We start from the raw sequence: 24,365 nt of genomic DNA, 5'->3' as shown, positions 1-24,365 counted from the left end.
CGAACGGCCGTCGCGGCGAGAACCGCAAAGATACTCCTGATGCGCGCGTGCAAAAGTCGCTTTGCCCCTCACAAGGATCGCCGGCGAAAGATCGGACTGCTGCAGCCCTATGAATGCGACCGGTGTGGCAAGTGGCATCTGGGCCATCCTGTTGCGGACTGGAAAGGTCCGAAGCAATGACGGGGTGCGGGTCATGATCGGATTCTCACAGCTCGAAGATCTCGCGCAGCTGCAGAGTCGATTTGCCGAACATGCCGATGCAGGTCGGCGAATTGAATGGCTCGGCGCCGGCGCCCAGGCACTTCGACTGTCAGATTGCGCCGCGGACAATGCAGCTCGAGCGGCGATCGCGCCGGCGATCGAGCTTCAGCAGCGCGCCACCTCGACCAGTGGAACCGTCGCGGCCATATCGTTGATCTTTTCGCCGCCGTTCGATTTGGCGGAGCATCCCGAAGGTAAAAGACGCGACGATCTCCGCGCGGCTCATCTTTCCGCGGCCCGAATGGCATTGCAGCATATCGAGGAATGGTCGGCCGTTTTCGACGAGCACGGCGTGCTGACTCGGCCGAGGGGCATTGTCTGTGCACTCTGTATGGCCGATCGGGCGTTTGTTCTCGAGATGCTCATCCTGGGGTGGGCAATCGCGGCCGACGGGCAGTGGGGACTTCTCGACGGATGGTCAATCGCCGCCCAGATCGCGGCGGCTGAGTCCATGTATGCGAGTGAGCTCGGACGTCGCCTCGCTGCCCAGGCTGTGCGCATGGTCTGGCTCGGCCCGTCTACGGCTCGCCTCAAACCTATGCTCTGGCCCGAGACCGAACCGCGGCTGTCGATAGAAAGCATGATGCAGGACCTCGAGCTCCGGCGAGGTGCGAAATGACCGTTTCGATCGGCCGCGTCCATTCGCCCGGTAAGGCCGCCGACTATTTCGCGAACGACAATTATTACACGGCCGAACAGTCGGAGGCCGCGTCGGTCTGGATGGGCGAGGGCTCCCGCGATCTCGGATTGTCAGGAACCGTCGAGGCGGGCGTGTTCGAGAAAATCCTCGACGGCAAATTGCCTGACGGTACGCAGGTCAGCAATCCGGAGACGCGCGACTATGGCCGGGACTTCACCTTTTCGATGCCGAAGTCTGCCTCGCTCCTTGCCCTAGTCTCTGGCGATACCCGTATTCTCGCCGCGCACGTCCAGGCGGTGAAGGAAACGATGGCGTGGGCCGAAAAGAATCTTGCCGAAGCGCGCGTTCATGTCGGCGGGAAGGATATTGCGGTTCGGACCGGCAATCTCGTTTACGCGCTTTTCCAACACGACACGAGCCGTGCGACGGATCCGCAAAGCCATATCCATGCCGTAATCGCCAATCTGACCCGGCTGCCCGAACGCTTCCGCAACCCTGATCGCGTCGATCCAAAGACCGGAGAGGTCACCAGCGACCACGGCTGGCGAGCATGGCATAACGGGGCGATGTACCGGGCCAGTGCTACGCTTAGTTCGATGGCCAACGCGATCCTCCGCGAAAAGCTCGAGGGCTTGGGCTACAAGACAGAGCTAACCGGGAAACATGGCGCCTTCGAGGTTCTCGGACCGAATGGCGAGCGCATCAACAAGGAGGCCCTCGACGGCTTCTCCAAGCGCGGCAATGACATCAAGGCAAAGGCTGAAGAACTCGGTGTTCACAGCCCGGAAGGTCGACGCGCTATCACCCAGCGCACCCGCGACGCCAAATTGGACGCCGGCGACCGAACGGAGCTCGCCGAACGGTGGCGAGATGAAGCGCGGGTCTATCGCTATAATGGCGACCAGATCTACGCGATGGCTCTCGCCAAGTCGCAGGAGCGATCATCGCCGATCGAGCGGGGAATTCTAGCCGTCAGCTCCGCTATCCGGGAAACGCGCGATCGCCTCGTCGATTACCTGAAGCGGCCCGACGATCCATTGGTTGATTCCGGCCTTGCAAAACTCACACGGACGCCGGCGACGGCCCGGGCCCAGTTTGCAACTGCCAGCGCCATTCGGATACTAAGCGAGCGCGAAGCCGTCTTCAGCACCGCGGATGTCGTCAAAACGGCGATCGACCTTGGCGAAAAGGGCGTTACGCCGGACCGTGTAGAGCGGCGCATCGCCGAGTTGGTCGAAAAGGGCGAGATCGTTCCCGAAACCTCCCAGCGCTTCGACAAGGCCGTCGACATGGTGACAACCCGGGAGGCAATCGAACAGGAACGCAGGATCCTCAAGGCGATGGACACTGGCGCCGGCGACGCACGGCCGCTGATGTCTGCCGACGTTGCAAAGACCCGCCTGCAGGAACTGGCTGCGCCGCGCGAGCTCAACCATGAGCAGCTCGCGGCCGCGATCCAGATCGTGTCGTCTCCCGATCGCATCGTACTCGTCCAGGGGCGCGCCGGCGCCGGCAAATCAACGATGCTCCAGCCCGTCGCCAAGGCGGAGGCTATCGACGCGGCAGCACGGGTCATCGGGGCCGAGGATACGAAGGCCGTGCTGTTGACGGCCGACATGCGGGGGGATGCACAGGCTCTCGCGTTCCAGAACAAAATGGTAGCCGATCTTCGGGCCGACACCGGAATGGAGGCGCGTACCGTCGACAGCTTCATCTATTCCAACGAGAAATTCCTGACCGGCGAAGCGTCGCCCCAGGCCCTCGAGGCACGAAAGGCCGAACTCGCCGGCACCTACCTCATCCTCGACGAAGCGTCGATGATCTCAAATGAGCGGATGGACAAGCTTACGGCGATCGCGAACCTAATGGAGGTCGGTCGCCTCGCAATCATAGGCGACCGCAAGCAGCTCAACCCGATCGACGCCGGCAAGAGCTTTTCGGTCATGCAGGCGCGTGCGATTCAGGACCAGCTCCCCGTGAGCGAGGTCAATATCAATATGCGGCAGAAGACCGAGGACATGCGACTCGTGGCGAATCTCGCCGACGCCGGCAACGTGCGCGCGGCGATCGCGATATTGGGTGACCGCGTAATCGTGAGCAAGGATCGCATTACCGATGCGGCGAACGCCTGGCTCGCTTTGCCCGCCGACGATCGCGAGAAGACGACATTGCTCCCGTCGAGCCGCGACGGCCGCGCAGAGGCAAACCGGATTATCCAGGACGGACTGAAAGCCGAGGGCACGTTGAAGGGCGAGGGTCGCGCTTTCAATGTCCGCGAGACGCTCCAGCTCACCCGGGAAGAGTATCGCTACGCACGGAATTGGCGCGAAGCCCAGTTCCTCGAGGTCGGCGGCCGCGACAATGGTCTTGGGCTGGCGAAGGGCGATTACCGCATCGAACGAGTTTTCGAGAACGGGCGCGTCGAGCTGCGCGACATGCGCGGCCGCAAACACCGTGTGGAGCCGATGAAGATCGATCCGAACGGCAAGCTCAATCGGCTGAAGCTCAGCAATGAGAAGCGCATCGAGGTCCACGAAGGCGAGCGGATCCGCTGGACGGACAGCGATAAGCGTGACGGCCGCGGAATGATCAACGCGACGATCGCGAGCATCGAAAAAGTCAGTGCTGAAGGAATCGTGGTGAAATTGTCCGACGGGGAGCTTCGGGAGCTGAAGAACGGCGACCCGATGCTGAAACGGATGGACCTCGCCTATGCCATCAATACCCACATGGCGCAGGGCATCACCAATGAGACCGTATTTTCTGTCATGGGCGCCCGAGAAACTAACCTTTCCAATGCTCGAGCATTCCTCGTCAACCACACCCGCCAACAGGTCGACGTCCGTTTATTTACCGATGACAAGGACAAGCTCGTCCGCCAGCTCGAGAACAACCGCGGAGATAAGACGTCTGCGCTCGAGGCGATCGGTGAACTGAACGTCGAAAAGATCCTTTCGGGCAAGGACGCGCAGCGCGATCCCGGAACAGATCGGGACGGCGGCACCGCTTCTCGTGCCAGCGACCTTGAGCGGAAGCTGGATCTCGGGAGCATGGCGGATGTTGACGCAGGATCGAAAGGTGACAACGCCGATCGCAAAACGGCCGATACGCTTGGTACCGGAAATTCCGACGACAAGGGCAGCGGTAAGCCGGATACCAAGGCACCCGCCCCGGCCCAGCGGGAAGAACCTCAGCTCGATCGGTCCAAGGGGCTCGAACTATGATGAACGAGAAAGCGTCCAACATGAGCACGTTACGCCGTTCCTTCGCCGCGATCGCGAGCACGCCGATGGCGATGCACCGAAGGCTTTCAGCCGTGTCGCTGAAAATCGCACGCTTCATCACCCGAACCGGAAAGAGCAGAGGAGAAGCCGCCTTCTGGATCGTGGGAGCCAGCGTTGCAGCGTTTGGCGCTGCGATCGTCGTCGCCTCTAAACTTGGCGAACTTGCCGGGATCCTGACGCTTCAGCGTTGGCAGTCTTCGACCGAGTTGCTCGAGCTCGGAATGGGGATCGGCGTCATCTATCTTGTCGGCCATGTCTTTGTAGGCCTGGTGCGCGCGGTGCGCGAAGAGGCCCGATGGGTTCGCCGAGGAGGAGACCGCCCATGAATGGGTCCATGTTCGCATATGCCGGCACAATCATGCTGGTCCTGGGCGGCGGCGAAATGATGGCCCGGCCCTCGAGGCCACCGGCGCCGGTTGAAGTGTCGGGCTGTCATGCGATCGATGGCGACACCCTGCGCTGCGGCCGCGTTCGCGTCCGGCTTCTCGGTATAGATGCGGCCGAACAGCCAGGCCACTGCCGGCAGGGACGGCAATGCGCTCCCGGCGATCCGCGCGCGCAGCGTGCGGCTCTTCAGCGATTTTCCAGCACCAAGCTGACGGTGACGCCGATCAAGACCGATCGATGGGGGCGGATGGTCGCTGTTGTCCGGACGACATCTGGTGAAAACCTTAGCTGTCTCATGTTGCGGGCGGGCGCGAGCTACGTGGCCCGATGGGACGATCGAGACGCAATCTTGCGAAGCTGCAGGTCCGCGGTGCGAGAAGCGAACCACCTATGAAACACGACGACATGAGGAGAAGGCAATGAAGACCAAAATTTCGACTGTGGCCCTCGCCGGCATTGCCGCCGCGATCGCCATAACGCCGATCGCCGCGGCCGCGCAGGATAGCAGCCGCACCACGGAGCTCTACCACATTTTCGACTTCAAGACCGCGGTGAAGCGCGGTGAGATGATCCGGATTCTTCAGGACGGCATTAACCCGAATATCTCGAAATCGAATACGGTCACGCCGATCGTGATGGGGCCGGCGCCGGAAACTCCGGGGCGCTTCACCCTCGTCAATCCGTTCGAGAACAGCCCCTATGCCGGCTTCATTTCGACGTCGCAGCTTTCGACGATCAAGCAGGCGCGCTGCGACGGCGCCGTCTGGATCAGCTCGGCCGTGAGGAAGGTTCGGGGATCGCAGCAACTGATGATCACGATGTGCCTCTTTCCCTATGTGCAGGGCTACCAGCTCGACGTCTATGCGATCGACATCAAGGAAAAGGGTGGAGGTCTCGACGCGCGGCTTGGTCGGGCGCTCGGACAGGCCATTGTCGGGAACAGCGACAATTGGACGAACAAGACGATCCTCGACGTCGTGCGGTACGTGCGGTCGACCACGGGCGCGACCGTGACCTATGTCGAAGGCCAGCCCGAGTTTACCGGCACACCGTGGGAGGACGGAATCCAGCTCGCGCCGTCGGCGGCCGACAAGAAGACCGTGGACACGGCGCCGGCGCCGACCGGCGCTGCTCCGAGTGCGAACGGGAAGGAGCCAGGGCAATGAGCGGTTTCGATTTTGATGAAGTTGGCGAATTCTCATCGGAGAAAGCCGCGGAAGACTGGGCCCGCGAGAACAATGTCGATTTTCGCGATATGGATATAAAGCCCACATCGGGCGGGAAAGCGCGGGCTTGGGTGCGCCGTGGTTCAACACGGATGTCCGATGTCGAGCTGCGCAATAGCCGTGATCGCGGATTCTTCTGAGATTTCACTGGTTCTGCGCGGTTCAGTCGATTTGACTGGCGCTTTGGATCACCTCTCGCCAGATGAGCGTGACGGCAGCGGAATCGTTCCGCCAAGCGCCGTCTTCAGGAGGTGATACCTATTGAAACTCTGACTGTAATAAGCGTTGCGATGCTTTGCATCGCATTCGCGACCTTGGTGCTGAAAATCATCGAGGTAGCCCGTAAATAACGGGTGCGAGGGTGGGCGCTGGAACGTCCACCCTCAATATGTAAGAGGGCACGCCGCTGGAACGACGTGCCCTCTGAGATGATCCTAAAGATCTCCAACTGCGCCGCCAATATAGGCCGTATTTCCATAATGGTCAATGAATGCGGTCGCGGCGCGGATTGCATGTCTTTCCGACCGAGTGCCGCTTCAGATCGGCAGAAGCGCATCGCGGTGGATGAATTTGCCCCTGCCGTTGCCGCGACAGGGGCATATCACGGTGATAGTTCATCGACTCTGACACGCGCGCTATAGCGTCGCACTGGTAAAAATTCCACGACCGTTGGCAAAGACGCAGCGGCCGCAAGCTTTGTCCCGTGGCTTGAGCATGGAATCAAAATATGCCAGTTTTGTTTTGTGCAAAATAATCCATCAGATTCTGCGGCGCAAGATCCCACAACGCAGGCTTACGCCGAGCTGCAGCGCGCCTTCGATCATTACAATCGGTCTCTGTTCGCCGGCGAACTGCCTTATTGCCTGATCACGATGCAGCGTGAGAAGCGGACCTACGGCTATTTCTCGCGCCGCCGTTTTGTTCACACGGTCGACCAGCGATCGACGGACGAAATTGCCATCAACCCTTCCTACTTCGCGGTGGTCCCGCTGCTCGAGATCCTTCAGACGATCGTCCACGAAATGGTACACGCCTGGCAGGCCCACTTCGGTAATCCTTCGCGGCCCGGGTATCATAATCAGGAGTGGGCCAAGAAGATGGAGGCGATCGGTCTCATGCCGTCGAGCACCGGCGCGCCTGGCGGCGCGAGGACCGGCCAAAAGATGGCGGACTATCCAATCCCGGGAGGGCCGTTCATGCTGGCTACCGACGAGCTGCTGACGCGCGACTTTCAAATATCATGGTGCGATCGCTTTCCGCCGACCGAGGCGGCGCCAACGCGGCCGACCTCTTCGGCCGCGGCGCTCGGGTCGGCGATCGCCGACGTGCTAGAGCCAGTAGCGGGCAATCGATCGAATCGAGTCAAGTTTCGCTGTCCCATCTGTGCGGCTCAGGCATGGGGAAAGCCCTCGCTCCGGCTGCTGTGTGGAAATGACGGGTGTGAGCTCGCCGAGCTCGTACCATCCTCGTGACCATCGAGCGAGCCATCGCCGCCAGCTTAGCGGGATCCTCCTGGCCCTTCCCTGCAAACATACAGGAACCTTGCCGTTCTGGGGTGTTTCCTGTATGTTCGCATTGAAGGATTTTGCCATGAATGACCATAGCTTCGACGATGATCTCTCCAGGCGGCTCTACGACCCGTCGCATCCGCTCTACGGCCGAAAGGCTTTCAGCGATGTGTCTGGCGTATCGGTCGATCGTGAAGAAATGACGGAGCTCGGGCCTTGGGGCACGCGCCTCTTGTATGCCGGGCTTGCGCTAGTTGCGGCCTATTTCGGGCTCATCTTGGTCTTCGGAACACATTGACCACGGCCAGCGGTTAGTTGCCGCTGGCCGCTAAACTCAACGCTTGCGGCCTCTTCCTCCGCGCGGCTTCGGATCATGTTCAATGTGCAGGTGATTGTTCGCGGGATTGTCGCGGAACGTCTCGAAATTGACGTCATAGTCTGGTCCGAGGCGTTCGCGAACGTCGCGAGCCCACTGGCGGCCCTGAGTGACGCTGATGTCATTCCCGCGCAGATCAAGCCCCTTCCCTTCGGGATGCAAACTACCGCGAGAATGCTGACTGTCGCGGGCGGACGTTACGACGCGTTGAGGCAGCCCGAGCGCGTGAGCAGACGCCGCAGCGGCCGTCAGCGCCGGCGCCATACTCGAGTCCATTGAGCTGAGATTGGCTCCGCCCTTTACGCCGAGGCCGGCGGCAGCGGCCACGCCGCCGAGATTGACCCGGTGCCCGCCGAGCGGGGCGTCTGCCGCATTGTCCAGCCCAAGCGCCGTCAGCGCCGAGGCCACTCCCGGCATTGTGCGAATAACCCAGGAGTCATTCCGGGCCTCTGCTGTCGCTCCAAGACTGTCAGCCTGACGGCGATCGCCAAGCAAGGTGGCTCTCATACCCTGTCCATAGTCATCGAGCCGCGCCACGCTACCGTCGAGACGGCCGCTGACATTATCTTCGAGGGCCACATCGCGCGCTGTCCCGGAAACATCGACCGCCGGGCCGCGCGATGCGATATCGGCCATGCCCGCAGCACCGATCGCACGGATGTCGGCGGCCGTGGAGAACGCAGGTCCTGCGATCGTCGCCGCCGGCGCGTCTGGGACAACGCCAAGATCGCGGTGCATCTGATCAACGCGATCGTCCATGAATCGCTTCAGCAACGCGTCTTGGGTCATCGCCTGCGTCGTTGTCATGTTGACCAGACCCGGGTGATAGCTCTGATCGAGATGACGATTTTGCGGATCCATCATCGCGGTTTGAGCATAGCGGACAAAATCTTGGCTCAAATTCTTGTTCAACGCGTAGCCGTCGCGCTCAAACTGCGAAAATTCGCTCGACCAGCGCTGATACTGTTCTTCCGCGCGCGAGGCTTCTTCGCTGAGGCTTTGTGAGTGCCTCAGATCCTGTGACACCTCCTGCCCCAGACCACGTACCTGACTGTCGGTCGACGAAGTGGTTGCGCGATAGAAGCTCTCGCGCGCTTGCCGCGCGGCTTCCGAATTCGATTCCTTTTCGAGCCACTGGTAGGCGTCAGTGTTTGCATTCTGAGTTGAAACACCTTGTTCGGAAATCCGAGTATCGCTGGACTTGCCATCGATACTCATTTTCCCGTCAACTTGGCCCGAGAAGGGACCCTTTTTGCCACTAAGTGACCCAGATGCTCCAATACCGGCATTGCCAGTCAGAACCGTATCACGAGCCAATTTATCTGCTTCGCTCTTCGTCATGCCAAACTGGGTCTGAAGCGTATTCGACCATTGTGACGACAGATCTTGAACTTGCGCGATCGACGACTGCAGCGATCGGCCTTCTTCGGTAGTCGCGCTCGCGGACGTCTGCGCCGTATCGAAGAGACGGGCCGACTCCGTGCGTGTCGTCGCCCAACTATCGTTGGCCGCCACCCGCTTTTGCTCGACGACGCCCGAACCTTGGCTAAGTCCCTTCTGCAGCTGCGAGCCGTAATCCTTGCTCGCTGAGATCGCGAAGCCGAGGTTCGAAATGCCCTGGCTCGTGTCGTATGCGAAGGTGCCATCCTCGTTGTACCGGGTGAACGCGCCGTCGCCGGAACGCTGCTGGATCGAGCCGGCGCCGGTATGGAAGCTCGGCGCGGTCGAATATTGATCGCGGCTGAGCGTATTGATTTGGCGATTCATCAGCGACGCGTTGCCATAGGAGTAATTGCCCGTCGTCGCTTCGGCCGCGGCCTGTTCAGCGGCATTTTGGCTGGGCGAAAGGAAGCTCGCCGAGTGCGATGCGATCGCCATTGCCCCCTTCGCCATGCCGGCAGCGATGAACGGCACCGACATGATCATGTAGCCGGCAAGTGCGCCGACATCCTGATTGACGGCCGAGATGCCGGAGAAGTTTGCCGCCGTCATGCCGCCGCTCGCGCCCCATGACGCCAAGGAATCCTGCCATCGCGACATGAAGATCATGTTCAAAATGACGAATAGCGGCCCCCACGCGGCAAGATAGAAGAAGCCGGTGATGTAACCTTTCGCGACCGTCATTCCGTTCGTCGGCAGAAGCATCAACAGGAAAAGGATCGGGAACAGCGAATAGAAAACGACGGTCAGCACGATGTTCAGCAGCGGAACCCACTTCATCGCGCCCGACGCGATCGTCGAATAGGTGTTGCGCGTTTGAATGTCCGCACGGGTCTGCGCGAACGCATCGATCGCGCCCTGCGCCGAACCGCTAGCAAAGCTGTCCCGAGCTTCCGTCAAGGCGTTGATGAACATAGCCTGCCGAATGAGCTGGCCACTGCTCGAGCCCATCCCCGCGGCGGTCATGCCGCCCATGTCGTTGTTCAGCCGTGTCGACGCCTGCGCGACAGGGATACCCGGGAAGAACTGTGCCGCAATTTTGGGTGCCGCGACCGCGTAATAACCGTTCCATCCATTGCGGATGAAATTGTAGGCCGTCTCGCAGGTGACGATCCCCGAGGTCCCGTCGGGATAGATATATTGCTGCGAAAGGGCGACTGACCCCGGCCCCATAGCGCTCAGCAGATCCGGAGATTTCAGAATGTCGTCATAGGTCTTGCGGCCAAGCAGGATGTCATAAAAGACGCACTGCTTGAAATGCTCGTTGAGGTTCGTCGCATACACCGGATCGTCGATCCGAAGGCCCTGCGTCGCATCGAGGAGCTTCGCGCCGTAGATCATGCCTCCAGTCGAATAGTTGAGGACTTGAGGCATCGCGAAAACGGTCTCGGCCGCGCGCGTCAGATAGTCGCCGATTTGGCTGGTAAAGCCGGCCACCAGGCCGAGGCCGATCGGAAGATTGTCGACCACGGCCGCTGTCACACCCGGGTTGGTACGGTCGGTGACCTTGACCGAGATCGTCGGCACCATGACCACCATATACATCAGGGTCGCCTGCATGAACCATTTGAGCAGTGCACGCGGATCCATATTCCAGGCCGTGACCAGGAGCGCCCAGGTGAAGGCCATAACCATCACAACGCGAATGAGGCCCCGGTAGCCGCCGGAGCCCGCCCACGACGCAACCGCGTTGAAGACGTTGACGAGATACTCCCCGCCCCCGACCGTGAAGACCTCGATCATCGCACGCGCTCCTTCAGCCCGAAATCAGGGCCGCAAACCTTGCGCCGACAAGGCGCGGGAAAAGTTGAGGGAGGCCGCCATTCCCGGCGCCATCCGTGTCTGCAGGGTGCTTTCGATCATCATCGCGCGATCGACGATTTCGAACGTCCGCGTAACGCGCTGGTTCACCGTGCTTTCGCGCTCGAACAGCCGCTGGCGGACGCGCGCGAGCTGCTCGTTGAACTGCCGAAGGTTCTCCGAGTCAGCCTGATTGCTGTTGTTCGACTGGCCTGCAGCAACTTGGTCGAGCATCCGCTGGACGATCGAATTGAGAAGATCGATCGCGGTGACCTCCGCCAGCGAATTCAGCTCGCCCGGTGAGAGATTGAAGCCGGATGCCGCCTGCACGGCGACAACCTTATAGAGCGGGATGCTGGCGACACCGAGAAGGTTCTTCTCTTCCGTGGTCAGCGCCGCGTTGGTGCGAACCTTATCGCTCATCGACTGGATGAGAGCGGCAACACGCGGGCGGAGGGCTGTCCCTCCCAGCGCCGGGATCGTGCGCTTGCCCGGGCCCAGGCACTTGTCCGTCTCGTCGCAGCCGAGGACGTCGATCGCCTTGTCGCCATCGAGGAGCGCATCAAGGATCGCGGGATCGCCCTCGCCTCGATAAATGATCGGCAGCGGATCATTGTCGGACGGCCGCTTGCCGACGACGATCGTCCCGGTCAGCGTCATCACCAACTCGCGCATCTGCCGATCGGCGCTCTCGAGCGGCGATTGCTTGATCATGTCCCAGGCGTAATTTTTGGGCCCCGGAGTCATTGCCGCAAGCGAGGGGTCCGTGTTGGAATTGATTGTGGAAGATCTTTCGCCACCGTTGCCGCATCCCCGGCGCGACTTCGCCCAGTCCGAGAACCGACCAGCAGACGTGCCGATCGACTGGCAGATGCGGTCTTCGGCCGCATCGACCTTCGGCCATACCGCGCCGACGGCCGCCGCGGCGGACTCGCAGCTCTGCATGTTGAACTGGTTCACCTTGTTGGCAATGTCCTGAAGCTGATCCATCACCCCGCCGATTTGCGGGCTGATGCTGTCGATCGCGAGCTTAAACGCGAAGCCGATCGCGTTGTTGGCGATCGCCTTCAGGTTCGCGACGAACTCGGACATATTGATGAACGAGAACGAACCCGAGAATATGTCGATACCGCCACAGCCGGCGCGAACCTTCGGAAGCTGAATGTTCGCAGGATAGACGCTCTTCTGTGGGAAACGCGCCCAGACCGAGCCCAGCGAATAATAGCCGGCGGACTGACCCTGATAGGCGGTCGCGCCGGTCGCATTCGCCGAAGCACCCATATCGTTGAAGAAATCGCTCATTTCGTCGCCAACGCCAGCCTGTGCTGGCGCGGCGGCCACCGACAGGGCAATGACGCCGATGCGGATGCGCGAGACTGCTACGCGGATCCGCGCGATGAATGTGATTCCGGTCATCAGAAGTCGCTCCCAACTTTGGTGCTCGTGAGCGTGAAAATGCGTTCGGTGATTTCGTCGGCCGACAGGATGCCGGTGCCGATCGGGATGGGGCGCCGGTTGACGGTGTCATAGAGAACGAGCGCCGGCGTTGCCTTCGAGGTCAGCCCCATCTTGGCGTGTTGACCGACGTCGACGACGTAATTCGGAAACACGCCGTTCGGACCACCGTCCATCGACACAGCGACGACATTGAAACCGCTGCTAGTCGCAAGCGACTTCAGGATCGGAGCGAAAATGTCGCACGCTCCGCAGCTCTGCGCATAAAAATAGAAAATCCCATAGCGGCGCGACAGATTGCGAAGCGCTGCTTCCTGTTCGGCTTTGCGGTTGTCGATCCATGCTCGTTTCGCGAGCGTCGATACCGGGCGCTGCAGCGTGTAGTCCAATTCGGGATTTTGCCACATCGTGCGCTGCCAAACATCGGAGAATGTCGACGCGCGATCGAGCTGTTCGCGCTGGAAGCGAATATAGGCGGTAACATTCTGCTCCGAGGGTTCGAGGATCGCTCGTGCCTTCAGCTCGTCCAGTTGCTTGCTGATCGCCGCAAGCCGTTCGCTGGCGGCCGCCGAAGCAACTGCCGGCGCCGGTTTGGTACTCGGTCGCGGTTTCGGCTTGTCACAATAGAACCAGGTCCCGAGTTTCCGGGCACCGCAGTAGAAGTCTTGATTGGGAGATTCGTCTGTCGCATCCGGCAGTGGCTCTTCGGCCGAGGATTGCGACTCACCCGAATCGGGGTGAGACTGTGCGTGGAGGGGAGTGCCCGCGGCGACAAAGATAGCGCCGACAAATGCAGTTGCGTTACGGATCGCCGTCCTCATTTTTCTCCTCCATGTTGGTAAGCCCGCTCCGGATGGACCACATCACGGCTTTGGTGAGCGGGGATTTGTGCATATCGAGCACCTCCCGCCCGAGCGGGGTGGTATGAAATGCGCCCTCCGCATCCACCGAGAGCCATTCCTTTTCGATCATCGGCTTGCAGATGTCCGCCAACTCTTGCGGATTGATTCCGAACCAGTTTTGCATCGACAGCATGATTTCGTCGGGCGGAACCGGAACGTCCCCGCCGGCTCGCAGCAGCAAACCGAGCTGCAGACTGTTTACGTCGGGCCAGTGGCCTGGCGCCATAATGATGCGCTCGACCCGCTCGAGATGCGCTTTGCGCTCCTCGGGGCTCAAGCGATCGAACTCGTCCTTGTCCATGCGCGGCATCTCCCTTGCTGGCCTCGCAGACGATCATCTGTCCGGCCTCCCTTTCGCCATGCTGACCAAGTCAGCCGAAAAGTCGGCTAGCCTGAACGAGCCTCCGATGCGCGCTAAAACTTCGTGCCCTAAGGTCGTCGCTTGGAGTTTCCAGCGATCTCCCTGCCAGCCCAGCCAGCCCTTTTCGACGAGGCTATCGACGAGCTCGGCAAGGTCGAGCATCGTCAGCGGCGGAGAAAAAAATCCGTCGACCAAATACTTGATCTCATCGGCCTCCAGCGGCTGGTCACCGCTGCACAGCTTCAAGACGGTCCACTCATGGACCATGACGTCCGGAAAATCCGAACGCTCTGCCACCACGGCGCGCAGCGACCGCGGTGGATTATTTGCCGGTGAAGGCTCAGTGTTGGCCCTGATCGGCGTGGAGTCGGTCATCCTGTCAATTCCCTCCCGGTCCATGCTGCTTGTAATAGGCGTCGATCTTCGCCTGGATGTCGCTCGCCATCTGCGCTTCGTCGGGCAGCTTCACGGCTTCGAGAAAATCCGCGTAGATGTCCGAGAAGTCCATTTTGCTGAGATCAAGGCGCGAGAATTCCTCGACGGTGAAGCCTTTGCACTGCTCCTCCTTCGGTTTGTCCCACGGCTTGTTGATTTGCGGCCGCCCCTGCTCCTGCAGGATGCGCGTCAGCTTCGATTCAAAGCAGCAATAGGCTTTGCGCTTGGTCTGGCAGACGCCGAGGAAGCTCGACGAACAATAGCTGCCGATCGAGACGCACAGACCGAGGCGATCCTTCACGTCGAGCTGCTTTTCTTCATTCGAGCAAAGGAAGGTGGTCAAGAATTGGGTGGCAACGCCCGCCAGCGCCGCCGGACCCCCACTAAGCCCGGCCCATGCAGCTGCGGCGGCAACACCGCCCGAGAACAGACCGGACACCTTGCCGGCGCAACAGTTGACCAGCCCGAATACGGGCTTGTGGCACGTCTCGCGCGTGCCTTTGAACAGACCCAAGGTGTCGGGGTCGAATTCCTTACCGACCTGGTCGATCGCGCCCATCGCAACGAGAGCATCCTTGAACTCGTTCGACGCTTCGTCCTCAATCTCGCTGCAGCTCCCGTTGATGCAATACATCGATCCGCCGCAGACATATTCCTTCACATCGGTCGGCGGCGAATTCGGGATCGGACATTTGAACGTCCGCTCCATGACCTTGCAGGGGCCGTTCGGCTCTTCGTCGAGGCAGGTATCGCGCACATGGCTGCATTTTGGATTGGCCTCGAGCTCCGCGCATTCGCTCTGGCCCGCGCTCTCGCCATAGCAAGTGCCATTCTGCTCGGTGGCTCCCGGGGGACAGACCATCGTGACGGTTGCAGGCAGTGACAGCGTCATCGAACAGGTTGTCCCCGAAAGCGTATAATTCGCGGGACAACTGTAATTGGGCTGCGCGGGATAGGTCTTGGTGCAGGTCGTACCCGACAGAGTGAAGTCGGTCGGACAGCTATAATTGGGCGTCGCAGGCTGGGTTTCGGTCTTGCTGCACATATTGCCGCTGAGGCTGTACCCCGACGGACACGAAAAGATCGGCGTCGCGGGTTGCGAGAGAACCGACCGGCACTTGTCGCCCTGGACCTCCCAGCCCGATGGACAGCTATAGGTCACGTCCGCCGGCTGAGCGAGATCGATCGTGCAGACCGAACCCGAAAGCGAGCCACCGTTCGGGCAGCTGTAGGTGACCGTCGCGCTCGACTCTTCGGTTCGCGAACAAGTGGTTCCCGACAGATTATAGCCCGACGGACAATAATAGACCGGGCTCGCAGACGTCGACGTGACGATTGTGCAGGTCGTTCCGTTCAACGTGCCCCCATTAGGGCAGGTATGCGTGACCGTTGCCGGCAACGAGCTGCTCGTGTTGCAGATGTTGCCGGCAAGCGTGCCGCCACTCGGGCAGCTATAGGTGACGGTGGCGGGGCTGCTCGAGCTCGTTTGGCACGTCGTACCATTGAGGGTTCCTCCATTCGGGCAGCTGTAGGAGACAGTCCCCGGCGTTGCCGAAACCATCGTGCACATCGAGCCTTCGACGACATAGGCGCCGGGGCAAGTGTAATTGACTTTCGGGTGGAAGAAGCACTTCGTGCCGGAGTAGCCTTGAGCCTTGCCTTCCTTGTAGAAACCAATCCAACCGGTGGGACAGGTTTTCCCTGTTTTCGCCATGCCGCAATAGGGCGCGCCCTCGAAGGTATAGAGATCCATCGGAATCGCCCAACCGCTGCATTGGTAAACCGGGGTGCCCGGCGTCTGCGATGTCGTCATGCAGTTCGTGCCGTTCAGCGTTCCACCGTTGGGGCAGCTATAGCTGGCGGTCGCCGCATAGCTTCCCGAGGTGACGCATTCGGTGCCCTGCAGCGTGCCGCCATTCGGGCAGCTATAATTGGGCGTAGCACCATAGCTTCCGGTTGCAGTGCAGGTCGTGCCCGACAAGGTATAACCAGACGGGCAGCTGTAGTTCGGAACCGCCGTATAGGTCCCGGTCTGCGTGCAGGTCGTGCCGTTCAGATCGTAACCCGCAGGGCAGGTATAATAGACATCAGCTGGCTGCGAGAGCGTCCGCGAACAAGTGGTGCCGGAGAGGTTATAGCCAGCCGGGCAGCTATAGCTTGCGGTCGCGGCATAGGTCGATTTCGACCGACAGGTGGTTCCTTCCAGCACATAGCCTGCAGGGCAGTTGTAGTTGGGCGTCGCCGATTGCTCGAGCGTCCGGACGCAACGATCTCCTTCGAGCATATAGTCTGCCGGGCAGCTGTAGCCGGTGATGACCGCCGGTTCAGTCGTCGTGCGAACGCAATTTGTCCCCTGCAGCGAGAAGCCCGCGGGACAGCTATGGCTCGACACGGACGCCGGCTGAGTGACCACGCAGGTTGTGCCCTGCAGCACACCGCCGTCCGGACAGGTGTAGGTGACGTCCGCAGGCTGCGTCAGCGTTTTGGAGCAAGTCCGCCCAACCAGCGTATAGCCATCGGGGCAGCTCAGCTCCTCGACGCGATCGGGCGTCGTCACGGTGACGCCGACATCGCAGGTCGCGTCGTAATAATCCTGCTTCTCGCCGACTTTGACCTCTTCGCAGGTTCCCGGCGTGTTGCTGATGTCTTCGCCGAGCTCGGAGCTGCCGGCGTTTTCGTTGATCTCCTCGCCCTTCTTGATGATGTCCTCGAACGACGCAGGGTCGACAGTCGCGCGATTTGCATCGGCGCCCATCATGACTTCCCAAGCTTCATTGCCGACGGCCGAGCCACCGGCGGAGTTCAAAGCGCCGTCATCGCTCCCGAAGAGATTCGACAGATCGCTTGGAGCGGTGGAGTACCCGGGGATGACGTCCCCGGTGACTTCCTGATCCGGAATCGAGGCTGCGCCTTCTTTGCCCGTTTTGGCGAAGGCTTCGCCGTCTTTCTGCGCAGACGTGATGTCGCCCGACGGGGCGGTCTGAGCCCGAACGACGGGCATCGGACCGATAGCCATAGAAAGCGCGGCCGCGATCGCGACCATCGAGCGGCTGAAGCGACGGCCGAGACAGCCAGTTCCAACCCTCTGGTCAATTGCAGCGCCATTCATAGCATAGATCATGACCCCTGCCCCCTTTTCAACCGGGACAGTGCCTGGTTCGCGATCGCCGATCCCGGGCCCCGCCCGTCAACAAAGGTCTCCAGCGCATATTCGAGCGGTACGTTTCCGGTCATCCGGTCGAAGGGCGGAACCATCGTTCGGCAGTCGAAACCGTCGCACAGTTCAAAATCGGACGTCACGACGACGATCGCGGGCACGGCGGTCACATCGAACGCGCGGAACAGTCGCGGGTCGATCCCGATGCTCCCGTAAGCGTCCTGGTTGTCGACCACCTTCATGATGCCCTGCTGAAAGGCTTTCATGGAGTTGCCGGGGAAACCATTGAAGACGACGGTTCCACCCGCCTTCGCGGTATCGCGAATGAGCTTTTTCAGGCTCTGTTCCGGCATCGACAGGGAGGCGAAGACGATGAGCTGCGGCGCCCCCTTGTCGCTCGCCTCGAGATCGGTCGACGCGGCAAGCATCTGGTCGAAATCGATCGGCCCCGTTGGTCCGCCGCCAAGCACACCCTTATTCTCGGCCAGATTGCGATTGCCGGCGTCGGCAGCATCCTTCGCCTCCGCTCGCATCTCATCGCCGCGGCGCGAAACCTCGCGGATGAGCGCTTCCGCGTCTGCATCGGCCGCTTCGCCGCGACCAATAATCTGCTGAATGTCGAGCCCCTCGACGTTCTGCGCGAGGGCAATGCCGCCACCGCAAACCGACAGGATCGCGGCACCGGCAAAGAACTTCCCTTTTTCGGAAAGGTTTTTCAAAGGACGCAGCAATTTCGCTTCCTCCAAACAAGATAGCCCATGTCTTCGCCAACGGCGGGATAGGTGTTGCCGGATCCCGGCTTCATGTCGGAGGCGCCGATCGGCGGGCAGGCCCAGCGTCCCTTCACCATCGGCGACGGCACCGTGGCCTGGAACCGATATTGCTGCTTCTTCATGATCGGCATGATGTATTTGCCGCAGAGCCCCTTCTTGCCCATCGTCCCCCACGCGATACCTTGCCGATGAAGCTTGAAAGCGAAGCGCGACAGTGCGAGCCGGCTCGACTGAACGTGGCCGATGTGCGCGGAGATGTTTCCGTTCATCGGATACATCGGCCCGAGGCAGCCAGCGCACCAGAAGAGCGGGTCGAGCGGAAGTTTACCGGTGGCGGCGCCACAGTCTGCCGCGCACGCCGTTTGCGCGAGCGGATTGGCAAAGAGTGCGACTTCCGGATTGATCAGCGCCGTCAGCGTATCATCCTGCCAGAGCGGATCGATTTCGGTGACATAGGCGATGTCGAATGACGACTGCTCGAGGCAGGCAACGTCCGTCAGGAGCTCCATCCAGTAGAGCAACGGATAGACATACCAATGGACGTGCCATTTCGCGCCGCGATCATGTCCGTCCACGCTATCCGCCGCGCGGCCGTGGCCGATATTGAACCCCGGCGAGATCTTCTTGCCGCCGAGGCTCGCAAAGCACCACGGCTTCATCGTGACATCGGCAAGGCGTACCGGCTCCCAAAAGCCCATCGCTACACCAATGCGCGGGAGCGGCGACCCGCAAGCGCAGATCGGGAGATCGGGATTGTCCGTGTCGGGTCGATCCGACGGCATGATCTTCAGGCCACCCACCGACAACGGAAACAGGCACGACCAGCAGACGTCCGTGATGGGGTTCACGAACTTGCCCGTACACTTCCCCGGCGTCCCATCGATCCCCGCGGCCCCAGCGGTTACGGGAGCAAGGATCGCGAAGGTCAGCGCCGCGAGCGCGGCGCGAACGGACGTGCGAGCGGCCCTGACGATCCCGCCGACAGATTTGGAGAGGCGGGAGCTCATTTGCGCCCCACACCGAGCGGGATTTCAGAAACCCGCATCGTCTTCCCGTTCGGTTCGACCACCGCCGGCACCGCTCGGATCCCGAAGCGGCCGACAAGAAACCCGCCCTGGTCGAAATAGAAGCGGCGCTGATGGGTGGTCATCGCATCAAGCGGCGCCCCCTTGACCATGATGAGCTTGGCGCCGCGGTCATCGAAGCGGCGCAGTGCCCAATGTATCTGGTCGCGGTCATCGCCGTCGATGAACACGAGCTTTTGACGGATCGTCACGAAATCCAGAGGATTCACGCGCTGGCCAGCGCGCGCGATGACATTGCCCTTGTTGTCGAGAATATCCTTGTCGACCTGCATTGTCGGGTCGAAGATCCAGCTCCGCTCGCGAACGGCAAGCGCGATGCCGACGACGGGTCGGGGACGGCGGACGCCAGCTTCCGTGCGTCGGGTCAGTTCCGCGTTCATCCGTTCGATGCCGCCGCTCGCCTCGAGCGTGCGAAGCTTCTGCTCGATCGTGCGCAGGAGATCGGGCTCGGAAATCCGGAACACGGCACCTTGCTGACCATAATCCTTTGCACTGGCGCTCGGCATGTTTGCGACGAGCGCGAACGGCACAAGCGCCGTGGCCAACGCAGTGCGGCGAAGGACGGCGCGTGTCATAGCAGCGACCATTTCGATACTCCGACAATCTGGCGGGTGCATACGAAGCCGATGGCGGCATAGCGGCTATCGAAGCCGTCGGGATGCGGGCTGCCCATGTAATAGCATCCGCTCGGGATCACGCCCGTCGGCCCCGGCGCCAGTTTTTCGCCTACGGAGGATACCGGCTTCAGCTTACCCACCAGCTGCTCCGATGGTGCGTCATTGCCGGCGCCAGCAGCCCAGCTCACAACAACGTCCGAACCACGATGCGAGACGGTGTCACCGGGCATTCCATAGACGATCTTGCCAAAGACCGGCGGTTCGGCGCCAAAATGAGCATGGACAAGCGGGTTGGACGGTGGCGCGAAGAATGCCACCTCGCCGCGCTTTACGGACTTCCCGCGCTCGAAATAATAGGCCCAGTTGGGCAGCGACGGTGATCGATTGATGAAAAATCCGTGCCGCTGCGCGTAGCTGTCCAGCGAGAGCCACGCGCTGGTAGCCGCGACCAGACCGATCGCGATCACCGTGTTGCGAAGGAAAGGCGATCGCAGCGCGCCCATCGCGTCACTGCCCGCCGCCGGGCAGCAGACCACCACCACCAAAGACAGGCGAGCTTCCTGCAGGCGGTGCCGCTGGCGTCGACGGCATCAGAGCAGGCATTGCGGGAGCCGGAGCGGCCGCCGCCACACGCGGCGGCGGATTGCGCTTGATAAACTCGCCGACCGCTGCGCGCACATCGGGAGTGATGTCCGGCATCGAGGCCGCCACCACTGCTTCGCTCACCACGATCGTTTCGCCGGCGGCCGCGCGGTCCTGAAGGGTGCGCTGCATGGCCGACATAAAATGCCGCGTGTCGGAATCGACCTGTTCCGGGCTAGCTCCCGAGCGCGCTTCCGCCATGATGAAATCGTTCGCCATGCCGGCGAGGCTGATCGAGACGATCCGCCGTTCCTTGAGAATCATGAGCTCGCGGGTTGCCCACCCGCCCCATACGAGCGCGGCAACGAGGGCCGTGCCCCCCAAAATCTGACCCCAGCTGAAACCGGCAAATCCGCGCCGGCGGGCCGTAGGCGCCGCCTCGCCTTCGGCCGAAGGAACGAGCGGCTCTCCACCGATCGTCAATGCGAGTTGTTCAGTCATTGGAAATTGCCCCCTTGGCTGTAGCGGCTACCGACAGCAGCGCCGAGCGCCGCACGATGCAGAAAAACAGAACGAAGCCGCCAAAGAGATACAGAAGCAGCTCCGCAAACTCGCCGCGCCGATCGCCGTCGGCCGCGAGATAATGATTTGAGAGGTTCGCCGTTTCGGCAAAAAACTGGTCGACGCTGAGGTTAGCCATCAGTGCGAAGAAGCCGAGCAAGAGGCCGGCGGCAGCCAGACAGTTGATCGCGAGCCAGCACGTTACCGATACGAACGAATAGGCGATGTCCTGGAACAGCGATCGCCCGGGGAGTGTACCGCGAGCAGACCGCGCAGGAGCCGAGCCCGCGCCAATGGCAGAAGGCTGCGCGGCGCTCATTCCGCCGCTACCGCATAATCGGTGCCGCCGCCCTGGCGGCCCTTTACGGAGCCCGGAAACGCGACGTCCTCGATCGCTTCAGCCATGCTCATGCCCGAGGCCGTCTTCGCGTCGATCGCCGCGAACACTTGCGGGCTCGATGAGTAGAGCGTCGCCGAATAGGGATCGAGCACCAACCTACCCATCGCCAGCATCTCCGGGCCCTTAATGAGCATGTCGGAATATTCGGTGCCGTTGCGTTTCAGGGAACGCATCATCGCTTCGACCGCATCATTCATATCGAAGCGATCGAGCTTCTTGAAATCGGCGATTGTTTCCGGCTTCTGCTGGAGGATCACGAACCAGTCGCTGTTCTCGAGCGCCGCGATCGACCCTTCGGACTTGTAATAGTCATTGAGCGACTGGGTGGCGGTAATCAGAGACGCCCCATATTTGCGACAGGTACGGGCGTAGGTTTCGACGAAATCAGCCATCGAGCCGCCCTTGAGGAGCTGCCACGCTTCATCCAGCAGCAATGCCTTCCGCGTGCTGCGATCCTTCCGCATCGCTTGGCTCGACAGAAACATGATCGCCGTCAGGACCACGGAACGAAGTTCCTCGCGCGCTGACAGATCCGAGAGCTCGAACACGGTCAGATCGGCGCCGATCTTCAAGGTCGACTGACCCGTGAAGAAGCGACCGTAGGTGCCGGCGCTGGAAAAGGGCCGCATCGCGATCGCGAGCTCCTCGCCCTGTATATGCTGTCTGGCGTTCAGCGCCTCGATAACACCGTCGATCGAACCTTGGGTGCCGTTCGTTTCCCATTCGGCGTTGACGGCCGCGTCGATCAGACCACGCTCCGTATCGTTCAATCGGTCAATATGCCGACCCATCTGGCCGATGATCGCTTTCAACATCGCGATGCAGTCGAGCCGATAATCTTCGTCGCGCGCGGCCTCATCAGCGTCGATCATCGAGAAGGGATTGAGACAGAAGCCCGAGCTCATCGTGAACTCGACAAATGCCCCGCCCTGCAGTTTGCAGCTATGCTCGAAGCTGCGGCCGTCATCGATCACGATGACCTTCGCGCCGGCGCCGACGAGCGCCGAGGTCATTTCCTGCAGCGCGACCGATTTGCCCGAACCCGACTTTCCGAACACCGCGACATTGTGGTTGCCGGCAGTGTTCTCGAAGGGCGACCAGAAGAACGGCTGGCCGCGGCGGCCGAGAAGCAAGAGATGCGGAATCGGACCGCCGTTATATTCGCCCTGCAGCGGCGCAATGTTGGCGACCGTCGTGGTCAGCATCGTGCGGAAGCGTTTCAGTCGCTCGAAATCTTTCGCGAGGCCATTCGCCATGGTCAGCGGCATAACCGAGATCAGCCCCGCCATTTGCAGATAGCGTTCGTCCTGAAGCTCCCAGCCCGCGGCCTTGTATACGGCTTTCAAATTGCGTTCGTGGCGATCGCCCTCGCCGTAGGGCGAGACACTCATCACGCTATAAAAGACGCGAACGAGCTTCTGGCCCTGCCGGAGCTGGTCCTGAACATATTCCCACTCGCGCGACTGGTCGCGGATCTGCGGCGTGAATTTCGCGCTCTGCGAATTCGCCAGACTCGTCGTGCGCATGAACTTGAAGGCCGCACGAGAGGTGGCGGCCTGTTCATCAGGATAGGTTATGGTGAGCATCGTCGCCACCGGGCACGGCATCCGGAGCTTGTCGAAATAGGGATCGCCAATCAGCTTCACTGTATCCCACGGAGCCCAGCGTGGCGGCAGGTTGCGGATCGCGTAACAGCGAATATCGAACCGGTCGGGCACGATCTCGCCGATGTCGGGCACCCCGTCCTGCAGCGCGCCGAGCGCGCGAAATCGTTCGGTGCGGATGAGGATGCGGTTGGGATCGGTAACGATCTCCATATCCCGGCGCACCGCCTGGTCCGCGATCGGATCGAAGCGGTTATAATCGACGACATCTTCACCGGAGACGGTGGTCGGTGACGTCAGATCATCGACGAGCTTAAGAAGTCCAACGGGATCGAGGATTTGCGCCTCGACGTCGATCGAGCGGAGCATCGACGCCATCGATTCCCGAAGCGTAATCAGCTCCTCGTCAGTGACCTTCGCACCTTCCGGCACGCCGAGCGAAATGAAAACCCGGTGCGATCGCAGATGAAACGGAGCGTCGGCGGACAGGCTCGACCACACCCCTCCCTCGAGATAATCCGCGCGATGCTGTGCAATCCGCTCGTAAACGCCTTTCGCCATTTGGCGCGGGATGAACCACTGAACCATTCGTTCGGCGATCCGGGGGCTCATCCACTGCAATATCTGGATCGACGTCTTGTCGGGAATGCCTTCGGAAAGGAACTGCGAGATAATCTCGCTCGTCCGATCGTCGGCGCCGACGAGGGGCGAAACCTCCAGAATGAAGCCGCGCGACGCGCTGTTATAATAGAGACCGGTCTTCGGATCGAAGCTGCGATACGGCAGCCAATCCGCAAACATCGGGATCGAGGTCGACGGCACCGCCTTATCGACCTTGCGAGGCCCACCGAGCAAATCGCCCAGCAGCTTGTCGAACCAGCCCGCCATCAGTTGCCGTCCGGCGTCGGTTGAGCGGCCAGCGCGGGTGTCGACACAACGGCGTCGCCGGCGTCGCTGACTTGCGCCGGGCCGTTCGACGGGGGCACCTCGACGGGCTCCGGGCCTTTCCGTCCCGCCAGACGGCGTTCGACTTCGGCGCGAAATGCCTCCCCCGTCACGGCCTTGCCAGTCGGTTGCACCGCGGCACTAGCGATTTCAGCAGGGGCCGGCGCGCCGGCGGCAAGCTCTACCAGCGACAATCGCGCGGGCCGCGGCGAGCCTGACGCAATTTGGCTATCGCCGTTCGCAGCCGAGGCAAATTGAGGCTCAACGTAGACGACGGTTTCGTCGCGCCAACGACCGAAACGATCGGTCCTCGCCGGCAAGACCACTTTCAGCGAACCCGCGGACTGGGGAACCGAAGCATTCGGAGCCGCCGCACCCGCCACAGCGCCGGTGGCGGCCCCGCCTGTCATCGCCGCAATGGCCTGATCGTCGATGTTCGAGGTGGGCGAGCAAATCCCGTCCGGGGCGCGGCAGATGAAATTGCCCTTGATATTGCCACCCATCGACGCGCACCCGCCGAGGGAAATGAGGCACGCACCTGCGACCAGACCCAAGCTACGCATATC

22 protein-coding genes are annotated in these 24,365 nt (G+C 61.3%); 8 read left to right on the top strand and 14 right to left on the bottom strand.

Annotated elements, in window-relative coordinates; translation table 11 throughout:
* The first annotated feature begins 109 nt into the window (after window positions 1–109).
* The 8 genes from ATE67_RS19640 to ATE67_RS19600 all read left to right on the top strand — a co-directional run bounded on the left by ATE67_RS19640 (window position 110) and on the right by ATE67_RS19600 (window position 7,604).
* The gene (locus ATE67_RS19640; protein ID WP_058801078.1) at window positions 110–880 is read left to right on the top strand and encodes a hypothetical protein; all 771 of its coding nucleotides are present in this window, start codon (window positions 110–112) and stop codon (window positions 878–880) included.
* Entirely contained in the window at window positions 877–4,125 is a 3,249-nt protein-coding gene (gene mobF / locus ATE67_RS19635) for a MobF family relaxase (protein WP_058801079.1), read from the top strand. The genes ATE67_RS19640 and mobF overlap by 4 nt, the downstream gene beginning before the upstream one ends.
* A complete protein-coding gene (locus ATE67_RS19630) occupies window positions 4,122–4,511 on the top strand; it encodes a hypothetical protein (RefSeq protein WP_058801080.1) in 390 nt (129 codons plus the stop codon). The genes mobF and ATE67_RS19630 overlap by 4 nt, the downstream gene beginning before the upstream one ends.
* On the top strand, window positions 4,481–4,966 hold the full coding sequence (locus ATE67_RS19625) for a thermonuclease family protein (protein ID WP_321164276.1): 486 nt from the start codon (window positions 4,481–4,483) through the stop codon (window positions 4,964–4,966). The genes ATE67_RS19630 and ATE67_RS19625 overlap by 31 nt, the downstream gene beginning before the upstream one ends.
* Before the next feature lie 25 nt (window positions 4,967–4,991).
* Window positions 4,992–5,738: a hypothetical protein gene (locus tag ATE67_RS19620; protein WP_058801081.1), complete on the top strand. Its 747-nt coding sequence runs from the start codon at window positions 4,992–4,994 to the stop codon at window positions 5,736–5,738.
* A complete protein-coding gene (locus tag ATE67_RS19615; protein ID WP_058801082.1) occupies window positions 5,735–5,938 on the top strand; it encodes a hypothetical protein in 204 nt (67 codons plus the stop codon). Before ATE67_RS19620 ends, ATE67_RS19615 begins: the two co-directional genes overlap by 4 nt.
* Window positions 5,939–6,541: 603 nt before the next feature.
* Window positions 6,542–7,270: a SprT-like domain-containing protein gene (locus ATE67_RS19605; RefSeq protein ID WP_058801083.1), complete on the top strand. Its 729-nt coding sequence runs from the start codon at window positions 6,542–6,544 to the stop codon at window positions 7,268–7,270.
* 118 nt (window positions 7,271–7,388) lie between these two features.
* Entirely contained in the window at window positions 7,389–7,604 is a 216-nt protein-coding gene (locus ATE67_RS19600; protein WP_152998744.1) for a hypothetical protein, read from the top strand.
* Between the two features lie 36 nt (window positions 7,605–7,640).
* On the opposite strand, the gene ATE67_RS19595 is transcribed toward ATE67_RS19600, so the two are convergent.
* From ATE67_RS19595 to ATE67_RS19530, 14 genes are all read right to left on the bottom strand, one after another.
* The gene (locus ATE67_RS19595) at window positions 7,641–10,865 is read right to left on the bottom strand and encodes a conjugal transfer protein TraG N-terminal domain-containing protein (protein ID WP_058801085.1); all 3,225 of its coding nucleotides are present in this window, start codon (window positions 10,863–10,865) and stop codon (window positions 7,641–7,643) included.
* A 24-nt stretch (window positions 10,866–10,889) separates the two neighbouring features.
* On the bottom strand, window positions 10,890–12,338 hold the full coding sequence (locus ATE67_RS19590) for a conjugal transfer protein TraH (protein WP_058801086.1): 1,449 nt from the start codon (window positions 12,336–12,338) through the stop codon (window positions 10,890–10,892).
* On the bottom strand, window positions 12,338–13,198 hold the full coding sequence (locus tag ATE67_RS19585) for a conjugal transfer protein TraF (protein ID WP_082656928.1): 861 nt from the start codon (window positions 13,196–13,198) through the stop codon (window positions 12,338–12,340). The genes ATE67_RS19590 and ATE67_RS19585 overlap by 1 nt, the downstream gene beginning before the upstream one ends.
* Window positions 13,179–13,580 carry a hypothetical protein gene (locus ATE67_RS19580; RefSeq protein WP_058801087.1) on the bottom strand — a complete coding sequence of 134 codons (402 nt, stop codon included), beginning with the start codon at window positions 13,578–13,580 and terminating at the stop codon, window positions 13,179–13,181. Before ATE67_RS19580 ends, ATE67_RS19585 begins: the two co-directional genes overlap by 20 nt.
* Before the next feature lie 33 nt (window positions 13,581–13,613).
* Window positions 13,614–14,015 carry a hypothetical protein gene (locus ATE67_RS19575; protein WP_152998743.1) on the bottom strand — a complete coding sequence of 134 codons (402 nt, stop codon included), beginning with the start codon at window positions 14,013–14,015 and terminating at the stop codon, window positions 13,614–13,616.
* Between the two features lie 4 nt (window positions 14,016–14,019).
* Entirely contained in the window at window positions 14,020–17,091 is a 3,072-nt protein-coding gene (locus ATE67_RS22075; RefSeq protein ID WP_331458706.1) for a conjugal transfer protein TraN, read from the bottom strand.
* Between the two features lie 101 nt (window positions 17,092–17,192).
* Window positions 17,193–17,978: a type-F conjugative transfer system pilin assembly protein TrbC gene (gene trbC / locus ATE67_RS19565; protein ID WP_231728244.1), complete on the bottom strand. Its 786-nt coding sequence runs from the start codon at window positions 17,976–17,978 to the stop codon at window positions 17,193–17,195.
* On the bottom strand, window positions 17,948–19,012 hold the full coding sequence (gene traU, locus ATE67_RS19560) for a conjugal transfer pilus assembly protein TraU (protein WP_152998742.1): 1,065 nt from the start codon (window positions 19,010–19,012) through the stop codon (window positions 17,948–17,950). The genes trbC and traU overlap by 31 nt, the downstream gene beginning before the upstream one ends.
* Window positions 19,009–19,620: a type-F conjugative transfer system protein TraW gene (traW, locus tag ATE67_RS19555; RefSeq protein ID WP_231728243.1), complete on the bottom strand. Its 612-nt coding sequence runs from the start codon at window positions 19,618–19,620 to the stop codon at window positions 19,009–19,011. Before traW ends, traU begins: the two co-directional genes overlap by 4 nt.
* Window positions 19,621–19,661: 41 nt before the next feature.
* A complete protein-coding gene (locus ATE67_RS19550; RefSeq protein ID WP_231728245.1) occupies window positions 19,662–20,249 on the bottom strand; it encodes a S26 family signal peptidase in 588 nt (195 codons plus the stop codon).
* Entirely contained in the window at window positions 20,215–20,790 is a 576-nt protein-coding gene (locus tag ATE67_RS19545; protein ID WP_058801091.1) for a TrbI F-type domain-containing protein, read from the bottom strand. The genes ATE67_RS19550 and ATE67_RS19545 overlap by 35 nt, the downstream gene beginning before the upstream one ends.
* Window positions 20,783–21,169, bottom strand: coding sequence for a hypothetical protein (locus ATE67_RS19540; RefSeq protein WP_058801092.1), 387 nt, complete (start codon window positions 21,167–21,169; stop codon window positions 20,783–20,785). Before ATE67_RS19540 ends, ATE67_RS19545 begins: the two co-directional genes overlap by 8 nt.
* A complete protein-coding gene (gene traC, locus ATE67_RS19535) occupies window positions 21,166–23,742 on the bottom strand; it encodes a type IV secretion system protein TraC (protein ID WP_058801093.1) in 2,577 nt (858 codons plus the stop codon). Before traC ends, ATE67_RS19540 begins: the two co-directional genes overlap by 4 nt.
* The gene (locus ATE67_RS19530) at window positions 23,742–24,362 is read right to left on the bottom strand and encodes a hypothetical protein (protein ID WP_156417119.1); all 621 of its coding nucleotides are present in this window, start codon (window positions 24,360–24,362) and stop codon (window positions 23,742–23,744) included. The genes traC and ATE67_RS19530 overlap by 1 nt, the downstream gene beginning before the upstream one ends.
* Window positions 24,363–24,365: the final 3 nt, after the last annotated feature.

The organism is Sphingopyxis sp. H050, from assembly GCF_001468265.1.
Lineage (GTDB): Bacteria > Pseudomonadota > Alphaproteobacteria > Sphingomonadales > Sphingomonadaceae > Sphingopyxis.
This window is presented reverse-complemented; position numbering and strand designations above follow the sequence as displayed.